This window comes from Exiguobacterium profundum (assembly GCF_001909285.1).
GTDB classification, from domain to species: domain Bacteria; phylum Bacillota; class Bacilli; order Exiguobacteriales; family Exiguobacteriaceae; genus Exiguobacterium; species Exiguobacterium profundum.
The window spans coordinates 2640261-2654024 of the sequence record NZ_MRSV01000001.1 but is presented as its reverse complement, the minus strand read 5'-3'; the positions used below and the strand labels follow the sequence as shown (position 1 = coordinate 2654024).

Annotated in this window: 13 protein-coding genes; 8 read left to right on the top strand and 5 right to left on the bottom strand. The window is 48.6% G+C overall.

Features of this window, described 5'->3' with window-relative positions; translation table 11 throughout:
- The 5 genes from BBB58_RS15505 to BBB58_RS13655 all read right to left on the bottom strand — a co-directional run bounded on the left by BBB58_RS15505 (position 1) and on the right by BBB58_RS13655 (position 4463).
- Entirely contained in the window at positions 1-789 is a 789-nt protein-coding gene (locus BBB58_RS15505) for a HAMP domain-containing protein (RefSeq protein ID WP_244150755.1), read from the bottom strand.
- Positions 786-1475 (bottom strand): response regulator transcription factor, encoded by a 690-nt coding sequence (locus tag BBB58_RS13670; RefSeq protein ID WP_074037712.1) that lies wholly within the window; start codon positions 1473-1475, stop codon positions 786-788. The genes BBB58_RS15505 and BBB58_RS13670 overlap by 4 nt, the downstream gene beginning before the upstream one ends.
- Positions 1476-1643: 168 nt before the next feature.
- Positions 1644-2210: a GNAT family N-acetyltransferase gene (locus BBB58_RS13665; RefSeq protein WP_074037711.1), complete on the bottom strand. Its 567-nt coding sequence runs from the start codon at positions 2208-2210 to the stop codon at positions 1644-1646.
- Between the two features lie 177 nt (positions 2211-2387).
- Positions 2388-3542: an amidohydrolase gene (locus BBB58_RS13660; protein WP_015880875.1), complete on the bottom strand. Its 1155-nt coding sequence runs from the start codon at positions 3540-3542 to the stop codon at positions 2388-2390.
- 12 nt (positions 3543-3554) lie between these two features.
- Positions 3555-4463: a TIGR01777 family oxidoreductase gene (locus BBB58_RS13655; protein WP_074037710.1), complete on the bottom strand. Its 909-nt coding sequence runs from the start codon at positions 4461-4463 to the stop codon at positions 3555-3557.
- Positions 4464-4608: 145 nt separating this feature from the next.
- On the opposite strand from BBB58_RS13655, the gene recX reads away from it, so the two are divergent.
- The 8 genes from recX to BBB58_RS13615 all read left to right on the top strand — a co-directional run bounded on the left by recX (position 4609) and on the right by BBB58_RS13615 (position 13750).
- Positions 4609-5421 (top strand): recombination regulator RecX, encoded by an 813-nt coding sequence (recX, locus tag BBB58_RS13650; RefSeq protein ID WP_084543113.1) that lies wholly within the window; start codon positions 4609-4611, stop codon positions 5419-5421.
- A 48-nt stretch (positions 5422-5469) separates the two neighbouring features.
- Positions 5470-7110: an L-lactate permease gene (locus BBB58_RS13645; RefSeq protein WP_074037708.1), complete on the top strand. Its 1641-nt coding sequence runs from the start codon at positions 5470-5472 to the stop codon at positions 7108-7110.
- A gap of 320 nt (positions 7111-7430) precedes the next feature.
- Positions 7431-9155, top strand: a complete 1725-nt coding sequence (locus BBB58_RS13640; protein WP_031421113.1) for an ABC transporter ATP-binding protein — start codon at positions 7431-7433, stop codon at positions 9153-9155.
- Positions 9156-9177: 22 nt separating this feature from the next.
- On the top strand, positions 9178-11223 hold the full coding sequence (locus tag BBB58_RS13635) for an ABC transporter ATP-binding protein (RefSeq protein WP_074037707.1): 2046 nt from the start codon (positions 9178-9180) through the stop codon (positions 11221-11223).
- 9 nt (positions 11224-11232) lie between these two features.
- Positions 11233-12411, top strand: coding sequence for an RtcB family protein (locus tag BBB58_RS13630; RefSeq protein ID WP_074037706.1), 1179 nt, complete (start codon positions 11233-11235; stop codon positions 12409-12411).
- Positions 12412-12479: 68 nt separating this feature from the next.
- Positions 12480-12794 (top strand): YfhH family protein, encoded by a 315-nt coding sequence (locus tag BBB58_RS13625; RefSeq protein ID WP_015880882.1) that lies wholly within the window; start codon positions 12480-12482, stop codon positions 12792-12794.
- Positions 12791-13060, top strand: coding sequence for a YfhJ family protein (locus BBB58_RS13620; RefSeq protein ID WP_015880883.1), 270 nt, complete (start codon positions 12791-12793; stop codon positions 13058-13060). Before BBB58_RS13625 ends, BBB58_RS13620 begins: the two co-directional genes overlap by 4 nt.
- 150 nt (positions 13061-13210) lie before the next feature.
- Positions 13211-13750, top strand: coding sequence for a helix-turn-helix domain-containing protein (locus BBB58_RS13615; protein ID WP_031421116.1), 540 nt, complete (start codon positions 13211-13213; stop codon positions 13748-13750).
- Positions 13751-13764: the final 14 nt, after the last annotated feature.

Sequence of the window (13764 nt, the reverse complement as noted above, 5' to 3'; positions counted from 1 at the left end):
TCATCTTGGAGCATCTCGGTATAACCGCGGATGTAAGAGAGTGGCGTGCGGAAGTTCGTGACTGACGTTAGCGAGAAACTCTTTACGCTGTTCTTCAACAAGTCCGAGCGATTCCGCCATCGAGTTGAGCGTGTCTGCTAGTTCACCAATTTCGTCATCGTAGACAATCGGAATGCGGTGGGAGAAATCACCTTGCGCATAGACTTGAGAGGCACGCTTCATCTGAATGAGTGGTTGGATGATCGTGTCGATGATCTGTTTACCAAAAATGAGCAAGTTCACAATCATGAGGACGAGTAAAAACGTGATCATGAGCCGAATCGGTTGGAACGGTTCACTGATTTTACTGAGCTCCATATACAAAATGAGTGCATTGTCGAGTTCATCGTCGCGGATGAGAGGAAATGCGGTCATCAAAATGTCGACGTCCTCGGTCGGATGTTTCCGGGTCACCGAGATGGCATAACCGTCCTGCAACCGTTCGAGGTCTTGCTGCCTTAAAAAGGTTTTACCGGAGCCGAGTGTGTCCTCTCGAACGGAGGAGAGGAACACTTTCGTTTCGGTCAATTCGTTCGTGTACGTCATACTATCGGCGAACGCGTCCGAGAAACCGTCGGCCTTATAGATGGTGACAAGTTTCTCACCGCGATTGATGAGCAGTTCTTCTTGCGTTTGAATATAGAACTTGTCGTACAGATAAAACGTCATGATGAGAAACACGAACGCTGAGAAGAGGCTGGCTGTCCAGATGGTAATCCAAATCCGCTTCCTGATCGTGTATCGTTTCATCCGTTTGCCTCGAATTTGTAGCCAATTCCCCAGACTGTCTGAATATAACCGCCCGCCTCGCCGAGTTTCAGGCGAAGCGTCTTAATGTGAGTATCCACCGTGCGAAGGTTACCATGATACTCGGTCCCCCAAATTTGATCGAGCAATTGTTCACGAGAGAATACTTTTTCGTCGTTCGTGATGAATAGGTAGAGCAAATCAAACTCTTTTCGTGTCAAGTTGACGGTCTTCCCTTTCACACTGACGGTACGTCCTTCGATATCGATTGAGAGGACTCCGACATCAAACGTCGCTTCTTGTTCTTTTGAGAAGCTGTGCGTGCGACGGAGCGTCGCTTCGATTCGTGCGAGTAATTCGCGTGGGCTAAACGGTTTCGTGATGTAATCGTCTGCCCCGATTTTGAGGCCGTGAATGCGGTCGAGCTCTTCTGAGCGTGCCGTCAACAGGATGATGGGTACGTTTGAGAACTCACGGATGCGCATGCAAGCCGTCAATCCGTCGAGTTCCGGCATCATCACATCAAGTAAGACGAGATGGAACGTCTCTTCTTTCAAGCGTTCAATCGCTTCAAGGCCGTTTGAGGCGGTGACCGTCTCATACCCTTCTTTTTCTAAATTTGATACAAGTAAATCGCGCATTTGTTCTTCGTCGTCGGTCACGAGGATACGAAACATTGATTCTGACATATGCCATTCTCCTTTGCAAAACGGTTAACGGGAGTTGTGATAAATCCCTCATACTTCTATCATACCTATCTCTTCGAATTAGAACAGATTTATTCGGCTCCGACAAGTTCCCTCCATCAAATCCACACAAAAACGCCACAAAAAAGCCAATTCTTTGACAGAATTGGCTCATGCTTCGAGTTGTGCCTCGTATGGCACTTCGTATTCCGGGACGTGTAGGGCATGCAAGTATAGTTGGAAGCTCGACTTGGATACTTCATATAAAACATACTCCACGTCACCTTGGTTGATCTCCGCGAGCAGTTCAGACCGGATCTCGTTCGCGCAAAACGCGTACGGGAGCTTCTCTGCTGCCGCAATCGATCGTTCATTCGATTTACGGATTTTTAAAAATACGCTCTCAATATCAAGCTCGAAGAACAGTTCTGAGAAGAACGCCTCTTTCGCCACTTGATTATAACCTTTGCCGTGATACGGCTTGCCAAGCCACGTGCCAAGGAATCCATATCCGGATTCGACATCGAACAAGCTAATCGTCCCAATCGGGGTGCCATACTCGTTCGTGATGGTACGTGAGATGATATTTCCTTGCTCTTCTAGCTCGATGACTTGCTTCGTGCTAAATAAAAACTCGTCAAAATGGACCGTCTTTTGACGGACATACGGAAAGACATCTGGGTGTTGCATCAGTTCGAACAACTCCGCGCAGTCGGTGAGCTCACGAAATTTGAGCACCTTTACATTCCTCCTCCTATTTCAGACCGCTGAAGAATAGTCGTAACGAAAGCATACTTCTGGCTTCGCTGTTCGAACCGCCTTGGCTGCTTTATGAAGTTACAAGATAATTTTATATAGTATTTTTAAAAAAGCAAGTAAATTATGCGTAAAAACCCTTATGAAAAATAATGAAAATTACTCGACCTCATGATGGGTTTCAGCACGGTCCGTTTTGTACACGACTTCACCGTTCACAATCGTCATAATCGGCTTCGATAAGTAGTCGAGCGGGAAGTGACTCCAAAGCACCAAATCGGCATCTTTTCCTACTTCAAGAGATCCGATTCGGTCAGCGACACCTAGTGATTCAGCTGGATTGATGGTGATCCCTCGCAACGCGATATCGACAGGAAGTCCTTCACGTGCCGCAAGTCCGGCGCACAAGTTCAAATATTGGACCGGCGTGTACGGATGGTCGGTCGTGATGGAGACGATCATGCCGTGCTCATGGAGAATGCGATACGTCTCCCATGTCTTGTTCTGGAGCTCGATTTTAGATTTTCGAGTAAACGTCGGTCCGACGGTGACATGTTTCACACCGAGTTCTTGTAGTTTTTCAACGACAAGATGACCTTCTGTACAATGTTCGATACGATAGTCGAGATCGAACTCTTGGGCAAAGCGAACGACAGATAAAATGTCATCGGCGCGGTGGGCATGCACACGAATCGGCATCTCTCGGTCGAGGGCAAGTTGAATCATCTGACTGCCGAACGTTCCGATCGTTTTGGTCGACCCGACGGTACGGAACGCTTCACGAAGCAACCCCATAATCCCCATCCGCGTCAAATCACCTGTTTTTCCCATACTATGAATCCGTTTCGGGTTTTCACCGAGCGCCATCTTCAATCCGGCATAACGACGGACGATCATGTCGTCAATATAGCGACCGTGTGTTTTGATGACACTGGTCACACCACCGATGACGTTCATACTTCCTGGCATGACCTGAACGGCGGTCACGCCTGCCATCAGCGCTTCTTGAAATCCTTCGTCAAGAGGGTATACCCCGTCAATCGCACGTGCATGAGGCGTCATCGCTTCGACCGTCTCATTGGCGTCGTTTCCGACAGAGCCGGTTCCTTCATCATATAATCCGAGGTGGGTGTGAGCATCGATGAAGCCCGGGAATAAAAAGTTTCCTTCGGCTTCAATGACATGCTCCCCGTCAGTCGGTTCAAGTAAATCGGACATTTCGACGATTTTCCCGTCCCGAACACGGAGGTCTCCGTAAAAATGGGGGGCAGTGATGGGGTAAATATGGGCATTTCGGATTAGTAAGTGACTCACAATTCATTCTCCTTAAACATCTTGTAGTAGTTGTGTTAGAGCCGGTTCCAATGTTTCATAGCGGAAGTCGAAACCATGTTGAAGTGCCTTCGTCGGAACGACTTTCGCACCTTCTAGGACGATGACGCTCTTTTCGCCGAGGGCGAGTTGCATCATTGGGGCAGGTGCCGGAATCCAGTGAGGACGATGCATCACGTTCGCAATCGTCTTCCCGAACTCATTCATCGTCACCGGTGTAGGTGCAGTGCCGTTGACGGGTCCTTCAATGGAATCAGTCTCGATGACGTGCACGAACAAGCGGACGAGGTCGTCTAAATGAATCCAAGGAACCCATTGCTCTCCTGATCCAATTTTACCACCGACCCCGAACTGATAGGGGAGTTTCATTAATGGGAAAGCACCGCCATCATTCGATAAGACGACTCCGGTGCGCATCGTCACAAGGCGAACACCTAAATCACGAATGGGTTCTGCTTCTTGTTCCCAGAGGACGCAGACATTCCCGAGGAAATTAGTCCGTGTCGGCAATGGTGTTTCTTCGGAATACGTGATGGAACGATCTTCACCGTATATACCGATGGCAGAGCCGCTTATGACGACCTGTGGCTTTTGTTTCAACTGTTGAATAATTCGGACGACTTCCTTCGTACCTTCGATTCGACTTTGAAGGATGGCTTGTTTCTGTTTGTGTGTCCATCGCCCGTCGTTGATTGAGGCGCCGGCCAAATGAATGAACGCATCTGTTCCTTCGAGTTCCTCTTCTGGTTTACTATTCGGTGTCAACCATTCGATAAACGATACCCCGCGATGGCGGGGACGTGGATGACGCGTCAACACGACGACTTGATGTCCGGCGTCGGCGAGTGCACGAACGAGTGGTTGACCGATGAGCCCAGTTCCACCAGTGATTGCGATTTTCATGAAATTCCCTCCGATATCATGTGTTGTTTCTAAAATGGGTATAAGTCAGTATATCCAGATGAATACCCTTTCTTCTAACTTATCAAAAATCCTCTACGTTTCTTGAACGTGATATGTTAGAAACATGGAATGGAGGGGAGTCGTTGTGAAAATTGCAAAGTTCACGACCCAAAAGAAGAACCAAGATCGACTGAACGTCTTCATCGAACGGGAGGGGAAAGAGGAGTTTGCGTTCGCCATCGATGTTGACGTATTCATCAAGTACGGGCTCACAAAAGGGATGGAGCTCGAAGACGATTTTGTGCAAGACGTCCTTGAGGCGGAAGAAGCTCAGAAAGCCTATAAGTTGGCCATCAATTATTTATCGTATCGAATGCGCGCCATTTCAGAGGTAAGGGACTATCTCGTGAAGAAAGAGTTAAGTGAATCTGCTATCAAACATGCCATCACGCGACTAATCGAGCAGCGTTATTTGAATGATGAGGAGTTCGCAAAAGCGTATGTCCAAACGAAATTCAACACAAGTCCAAGTGGACCAATCAAAATCAAACGCGAGCTCGAACAGCTCCGAATCCCAACGGACGTTGTTGAATCCGAATTAGAATCAATCTCACACGAAGATCTCGTCGAGAAGGCTGGAAAGTTCGTGAAAAGGAAACAATTGGAAACAAATCGTCGTTCTGCCACAGAAGTGCAACAAAGAATTCAACAAACCCTGATGCAAAGGGGGTTTACCTTTGATATTATTTCAGAGGCGATTCAAACTTTTTGGGAAGAAGAGGACGAAGATGTCGAGGTTGCGGCATGTCTGAAACAGGCTGAGAAGTTGAGTCGGAAGTTCAGCGGATACGACGCGTTCGAACGCAAACAGCGCATGAAGATGCAGCTTCGGCGCAAAGGATTTCCGTATGATGTGATTGAACGTACGTTAGATCGAATCGCTGAAGAAGAATCGTGATGGGACATCTGTTTACGGTAGGGGAAAACACGAAAAGGTGGGTCTACATTGACGATTTTAGAATGGATTACAGCACTGACACCGATTGTGGCCGTGCTCATCTTATTGGTCATTATGCGTTTACCTGCATCGGTAGCCATGCCCTTGTCACTTGTGACGACGGCGATTTTAGCGTTTTTCGTCTGGCAATTGGATGCGACACGAATTATGGCGGCGACATTACAAGGACTCGTTATCGCCGTTACGACAGTATGGATTGTCTACGGGGCAATCGGAATGATGAATACGATGAAAGAAGGGGGCGGGATGAACGCAATTCGTTCCGGATTCGTCAACATCACACCTGATCCGCGTATTCAAGTTTTGATTGTCGGATGGTTATTCGTTTCATTTATTGAAGGCGCATCTGGATTTGGGACGCCTGCAACGGTTGCGGCACCGCTCTTGATTGCACTCGGATTTCCGCCGATTGCCGCCGTTGTCATTGCATTATCCGCAGACGTGTCGGCCGTAACATTTGGTGCGGTCGGGACACCGGCACTTATCGGGATCGGGAACGGTCTATCTTTAGATGTGAACCAGCCTGAGTCGATTGCCTTCTTGACAGAGGTCGTCTTGCAGACGGTGTTGATCGATATGGTGGTCGGCCTATTCATCCCGTTCATTTTGATTTTGATGTTGACGCGGTTCTTCAGTAAAGAGAAGTCGATAAAACCCGCACTTGAGGTATTTCCGATTGCGATTGTAGCGGCGTTGTTATACAGCGTACCTGCGTACATTTGGACACTCATCCTCGGATTTGAGTTCGGTGGCATGCTCGGTGGTTTAACCGGTCTGGTCATCCTCGTGGCCATGGCTCGTAAAGGAATTCTCATGCCGAAACGCGTCTGGACGTTTGATGGATATGTGGATGAGCTAGAACCATCTGCTGAAAAAGTGACGCTCAAATCAACCACGCGAGAATTGCCTCAGTGGAAGGCGTGGGCACCTTATCTTATTTTGACGATTTTCTTAGTGCTCACCCGTACCGTACCATTTTTAAACGAACTCTCTCGCAGTGTCCGAATCAATCTCCCGGACATTCTTGGGGTAGAAGGAGTTTCGACGTCTTGGGAACCGTTCTATTCACCAGGTTTTATGTTTATCCTGACGATTATTGCGACATTCTTCTTACACAACATGAGTTGGTCACAAGTGACATCGGTGTTTAAGGCGACGACACTTGGAGTCGTCGGAACGGCCATCACGTTAGCGGCGTCGGTTCCAATGGTTCGTATATTCATCCACTCTGAAAATGGCGGTGCCGGACTCGCTTCGATGCCGGTCGAGCTTGCGACGGCAGCTGCTGATACGTTCGGTGGGGTGTGGCCACTTGTCGCACCGTGGATTGGGGCCCTTGGTGCCTTCGTTTCAGGTTCGGCGACGTTTTCCAATATGATGTTCTCGAGTTTGACGACAAACGTTGCGGAGTCGGTTGGACTTGATAACACGCTCGCTTTATCGATGCAGATGGCGGGAGCGAACGCAGGAAACATGATCTGTGTGTTGAACGTCGTAGCGGTCGCATCGGTTGCTGGATTACTCGGCAAGGAAGGGACCATCATCCGTTACACGCTCATGCCGATGATTTATTACGTGACGGCGACGGGGGTCATTGGTCTCATTTTAGGCATGTTTTTCTTAAACTAAATCAAGTTACAGTTTTTTTACAGAATAATGTTGACAATTTTCAGAACAGTCTGCTAAGGTTTGAGTAGATTTTAAAACTATGAAACGAGAGGAGCCAGAATGATGAACAACATTGCACTCACAAACACACTCAAAACATCATATGGCTACTCGTATTTAACTGCGTGACATTGGCAGCTGGATAGGGGTAGTGTCCTTTCCCTGACCATGCAAAAGACTGAAGACTACTTCAAGCGCGCTTCATTTGATTGGTTGCACAATCAGGTGGAGTGCGCTTTTTTGCGTGCTTGGATGGGTGAGGCGGAAGGGGGAAATCAGTCATGAAACTGATTAAGCAATTGGATTGGTTTATTAAAAGACAGAAACGAACGTATGTGATTGCGATCATTTTACTGATCATCACAGGGGTTGTAGATATGCTGCCGCCTTGGATTATTGGTCAGGCGATCGATGCGATTCGTGAAGGAAGTTTGACGACAGAGCGATTGATTCTGATTGTATCGTCGCTACTCGGCATTATGGTGTTATCGTACGTGATGTCGTACTTGTGGATTGCCCGACTCTTCGGGACAGCCTTTTTACTTGAAAAGAAATTGAGAGGTCGCTTCTTTGGTCACCTCCTCAAACAAACACCGCGCTTCTATCAACAACATCGCACAGGTGACTTGATGGCACTTGCGACGAATGACTTAAAAGCGGTGGAGCGGACAGCGGGATTTGGGGTCATGACATTAGTCGACTCGTTCAACATGACGCTCATCGCTTTGACGATTATGGGCGTGTTCATCGATTGGAAGTTGACGCTCGCAGCACTTTTGCCAATGCCGATTCTCGCCTGGTCGATGAATAAACTTGGGAGTCAGATTCATACACGTTTCACGGCAGCCCAAGATTCGTTCGGCGTGATGAACGACCAAGTCGTTGAATCCATCTCTGGTCTTCGGGTCGTCCGCTCCTTCGTCCAAGAAGAGGCGGATACGAAAAAATTTGATGACATCACGGATGACGTGATGGCGAAAAACATGCATGTCGCTAAAATTGACGTCTTGTTTGAGCCGGTTATCAAATTACTCGTTGGACTCAGCTATTTGATCGGACTCTCGTTCGGGACGTATCTCGTCTTTACGAACGACATCACGCTCGGTCAACTCGTTTCCTTCAACATTTATTTAGGGATGTTGATTTGGCCGATGTATGCCTTCGGGGAACTCATCAATGTCGTCCAACGAGGAACGGCGAGCTTGGAACGGATTGAGACGACGATGAATGAGGTACCGGACGTTTCGTCAACCGGAACGGTTCACATCGATGTACCGGAGAAGATCACCTTCAAATCGCTCTCATTCCGTTATCCAAACGCGAATCGGGAGTCGTTAGAGGACATCGTCCTGCACGTCTCGCGTGGTGAGACGATTGGAATTGTCGGACCGACTGGAGCTGGGAAGACGACGTTGTTACGTCAATTGCTCCGGGAGTATCCGATCGACGATTCCCTTCTCGTGAACGGGGTGCCGATTTCGGACATTAAACTTGAAACGGTCCGTGGCTGGAGTGGGTATGTGTCACAAGAGCACCTCCTATTCTCGAAAACGGTGCGTGATAACATTCGTTTCGGAGTGGATGATGTTTCGGATGAAGCACTCGACAGAGCCATTCATCTCGCGGCGTTCGATACGGACATCGAACACTTGGAGAACGGTCTCGATACCGTCGTTGGGGAGCAAGGGGTCATGCTGTCAGGTGGACAAAAACAACGATTATCGATTGCACGCGCCTTACTGAAAAATCCTGAGATTCTGCTTCTTGACGATTCGCTCTCAGCAGTCGATGCGAAAACGGAATCTCGCATTATCGATTCAGTCCGTACGAGCCGTGAGGCGAAGACGACCTTCATCGTGGCGCACCGTCTTTCTGCGGTGGCACATGCCGACCAAATTCTCGTCCTTCAAGACGGACGAGTCACCGAGCGCGGCACCCATGACCAACTGATGGAACGACACGGTTGGTACTATGAACAATTTATTCGACAAGGAGAGTCGGAGTAATCCGGGAAAGGGGGAATCTCTCATGATCGATCAATATGAATTAGATCCGGTCCGCCGGAAGAAGACGATCCGCTCACTCGTTGGCTATGCCAAACAAGTGAAACGCTCCATCTTCCTCGGACTGACATTACTTTTTTTAGCGGTCGGCGCAGAACTTGCCGGACCGTATATCGCCAAAATCATTATCGATGAGCATATCGTCGCCATCGAGCGTGACTGGGTTCAAGTCGAATCCGGCGGTAGTGTTTCCTTTAATGGAGAATCGTATGAGAAAGAAACGAGACTAGACGGTCAAGATGTGATTCAGCCGGTCTCGATTGTCCAAACGACCGATGGGTACTATCTCGTACCTGAGGCGATTATGAGCGGAGGCGTCCGTGAAGTCGATGGCGACGTGCTGACGATTTCAAGAGGAGACGAGACGGCGACATATGACAACATTGCCGCGCTCTCGTCGACCGACGTGTTCCAGTTCTATCAAACGGATTTACGAGCTGTCCTTCTCTTATCGGGACTTTACGTCGTCCTGTTACTATTTGCGGCCGGATTGAACTGGGGACAACAGATGCTCCTACAACGGTCGGCGCATAAAATCGTCAAAACGATGCGTCTTGACGTGATGAAGCATCTTCAAACGATTCCGGTACGCTATTTTGACCAGACACCAATCGGGAAGATTGTCAGTCGTGTCACGAATGATACCGAGACGATTCGCGACCTGTATTTAGGAGTGCTCGCTCGCGTCTTCCAAAGTGTCGTCATGATGATCGGGGTACTCATTGCGATGTTCTTCCTAGACGTGCGTCTAGGACTCGTCTCGCTCATTATCATTCCTGTCGTCATCGTCTGGATCAAGTTGTTCCAACGTTTCTCGACAAAAAATAACTTCCGTGTCCGCGCACTCGTTGCGGATATGAACGCGCAGTTGAATGAGAGCATTCAAACGATGCCGATCATTCAATCATACGTCCGCGAAAATCTCGTTTATGACGAGTTCAATGAGAAGAACAGCGACAACTTCCAAACGAGACGAAAGTTGTTGAAATTGGATGCGTTGATGAGCCACAATCTCGTCAACTTCTTCCGAAACATGGCGCTCGCCTTGCTCATCTGGTTTGTCGGGGCACAAACGCTCGGTACGGGAAGTGTCTTAACACTGGGGATTCTGTACGCGTATATCGACTATGTCTCGCGGATCTTTGAGCCGGTGACACAGATCATGAACCAATTGTCACCACTCCAACAAGCGCTTGTCTCGGCCGACCGGATGTTCCAACTGCTCGACGAGAAAGGGGAACCGGTCTCATCAGAACGTCTTCCACGCTTTAAAGGGGATGTCGTCTTTGATGACGTGACCTTCAGTTATGAAGCAGGGAAACCGGTGTTGCAACAGATTGAACTACACGCAGCTCCTGGTGAGACGGTCGCACTCGTTGGGCATACCGGAAGCGGGAAGAGTTCAATCATGAACTTGCTCATGCGTTTCTATGACCCCTCGGCCGGAGTCCTTCGAATCGATGGCATGGACGTGACTAAACTACCGACGCAGGCGGTACGAGACCATCTCGGGATCGTCTTACAAGACCCGTTCCTATTCACTGGAACGATTCGGACGAACGTCACGCTTGGAGATGAGACGATTACGGACGAACAGGTATGGAAAGCACTCACAGCCGTCGGGGCAGACCGCTTCGTGAAGCAGCTACCGCAAGGCATCGATGAGCCGGTGATCGAGCGTGGAGCTTCACTCTCGAGTGGAGAACGACAGCTGGTCAGTTTCGCACGCGCCCTCGTCTTTGACCCGGCCATCCTCGTCCTCGATGAAGCGACAGCGAGCGTCGACTCGGAGACGGAGGCATTGATTCAGGACGCGCTCAAGACACTCACGTACGGTCGGACGACATTTGTGATCGCGCACCGACTCTCGACGATTCGGGAAGCGGACCAGATTCTCGTTCTCGACCACGGTCGAATCATTGAGCGAGGCAATCACCAGTCACTGATCGAGTATGGCGGTGTCTACGCCCGAATGCATGAATTACAGAGTAAACAACAAGCCATCAGTTAAGGAGGTCACATGGAAATCAAGGGGAAATATAACCGCGCCAAAGTGTTCAACGAACGAATCGATGATATGACGCGGAATCAAATTGAAACATTGCTCGACCAACCGTTCACACAAGGGGCATCGATTCGGATCATGCCGGACATGCATGCGGGGAAAGGATCGGTCGTTGGAACAACGATGACGATTCAAGACAAAGTCGTGCCAAACCTGGTCGGTGTCGATTTAGGGTGTGGGATGCTTTGTACGGAGATCAAAGCCAAGCGGATCGATTTTCAACGACTCGATGACCTCATTCGTGAACTCGTACCGAGCGGGATGAACATTCGGGAGAAGGTTCATCCATACGCATCTGAACTTCCATTAGAAGAGGTGCGAGCGCCGTATAAACTCGACCGAGCCTTGCGCTCGGTCGGGTCGCTCGGCTCGGGGAACCACTTTATTGAAGTGAACCGAGATGACTCGGGACGTACGTTTCTTGTCATTCATTCCGGTTCGCGCCATCTTGGGGTGCAGATTGCCGATCACTATCAGGAGCGAGCGATTCAACACATGATGGAAACACATGATGTAAAAGAAGAAATTGAGCGTTTGAAAGCCTTAGGTCGACAACAAGAAATCTCGGCTTATCTGGAAACAGAGCGGGCGTCACGGAAACCATTTCGAGACCTGGCTTATGTGGAGGGAGCGGATATGGACGATTACATGCATGACGTGCGCATCGCTCAACAATACGCGGCGGCGAACCGTCGTGCGATGACTGATGTAATCGTCGAAGCGATGAATTGGAACATCGTCGATCAATTCGACACCGTCCATAACTATATCGATCATGATGCGATGATCCTGCGAAAAGGGGCCATCTCCGCTCAAGAAGGAGAGCGAGTCATCATTCCGATGAACATGCGAGACGGTTCGCTCATCTGTACGGGGAAAGGGAATCCAGACTGGAACTTCTCGGGTCCACACGGCGCAGGTCGGATCATGTCTCGGTCGGCCGCGCGGAAACGCGTCGATTTCAAAGAATTCAAACGTTCGATGGAAGGTGTCTGGTCGACATCAGTTCGCCCATCGACAATCGATGAATCACCATTTGTGTATAAGTCGATGAAAGAAATTGTTCGTTATATCGAACCGGCCGTTCAAATCGATCAAATCATCAAGCCACTTTACAACTTCAAGGCGAACTGAGTCACGTACTCAGTCTCGTCTTTTTCTTTTTTCGTAAAATCTGATACGCTTACATCGAGGTGAACGATATGGAAAAGCGGTTAAGTGACTTATCGAAATATGAGTTAGAGCAAGAGATTCAAGCATTACATGAACGGAAACGAAAGGCTGAACAGATGGGCATGGTCAGCGAAATTGAAGTCGTCCTTCGACGGATTGCGATTGCCGAAAGCTATTTGATTGACCCATCATCGTTTCGTCCAGGTGAAACATATGTCGTCAATTACAATGACCGTCCGTTTCGCTTGAAATTCGTCAACGGCGTCATGGGCTGGGGGACGTTTGAAGGCGAGATGACAGAACGGGCCATCCCGCTCTCAGAATTGTCGGAGGTGAAGCGATGAACCGGAACGAACAATATGAACGGCTTGCGGTCATTCTAAAAGAGAAAAATGACGTCTTGAACGATTCAGAAGCGGTGACGTGGGTCGAAGTGTTATGGGAAGATTTTGAGACCTCACTTGCCAAGGCGGGCGAACCGTATCCGGGAGAGGCAAAGGCTTTCCAATACGTCATTCAACAGATCGATGCATATGGGGCACAGCTCCATTTGTTCCAAACGAAAAACGAAAAGTTCAAGCATTTGATGTCTAAACGGAACTTACACTGAGTCACGTCCTTGGGGCGTGACTTTTTTATTGCAATTCTTCAACAATTCGTTATAATGAAGGTCGCTAATAGTTTGTTTTAAAGTATAGTATAAATAAACTTTCTTTAGTTGAACTCATGTTTCACTAAACAAGAAGGAGGCGTTCAGTCGTTGGAAGTAGGTCAAAACATTAAGCGGCTCCGGATCAAAAAAGGGTTGACCCAAGAGGAGCTGGCGGAACGTACCGATTTGAGTAAAGGCTATATTTCTCAAATCGAGCGGGATTTAAGCTCTCCCTCACTAGAAACGTTATTCGATTTATTGAATGTCCTCGGGAGTTCCCCGAAAGAGTTTTTTGATGAAGACTTGAATCAAAAAGTGGTGTACACCGTTGACGATCGCACCATCTATACGGATGAAGAACGCAAATATCGGACAGAATGGCTCATCCCGGAATCGAATGAAAAAGAGATGGAGCCAATCCTTGTCACATTTTTCAAACATGGAGAGTTCAAACAATATGAGCCTTCGCGTTCGGAGACGCTCGTATACGTCTTGTCCGGTAAAATCGCCTTGAAATTAGGGAACCACACATATTTTGCCAAGACAGGGGAAACCCTTTATTATGTCGCCTCGGATTCGCATCAACTCGTCAACGATAACGATGGAGAGAGTGAATGTCTCATCGTCGCGACCCATTCATATTTATAAGTCAACAGAGGAGG

Coding starts and splice junctions, on each gene's coding strand:
- BBB58_RS15505 (WP_244150755.1), bottom strand. CDS start 789: ATGAAACGATACACGATCAGGAAGCGGATTTGGATTACCATCTGGACA.
- BBB58_RS13670 (WP_074037712.1), bottom strand. CDS start 1,475: ATGTCAGAATCAATGTTTCGTATCCTCGTGACCGACGACGAAGAACAA.
- BBB58_RS13655 (WP_074037710.1), bottom strand. CDS start 4,463: ATGAAAATCGCAATCACTGGTGGAACTGGGCTCATCGGTCAACCACTC.
- BBB58_RS13640 (WP_031421113.1), top strand. CDS start 7,431: ATGAAACTGATTAAGCAATTGGATTGGTTTATTAAAAGACAGAAACGA.
- BBB58_RS13635 (WP_074037707.1), top strand. CDS start 9,178: ATGATCGATCAATATGAATTAGATCCGGTCCGCCGGAAGAAGACGATC.
- BBB58_RS13630 (WP_074037706.1), top strand. CDS start 11,233: ATGGAAATCAAGGGGAAATATAACCGCGCCAAAGTGTTCAACGAACGA.
- BBB58_RS13625 (WP_015880882.1), top strand. CDS start 12,480: ATGGAAAAGCGGTTAAGTGACTTATCGAAATATGAGTTAGAGCAAGAG.
- BBB58_RS13620 (WP_015880883.1), top strand. CDS start 12,791: ATGAACCGGAACGAACAATATGAACGGCTTGCGGTCATTCTAAAAGAG.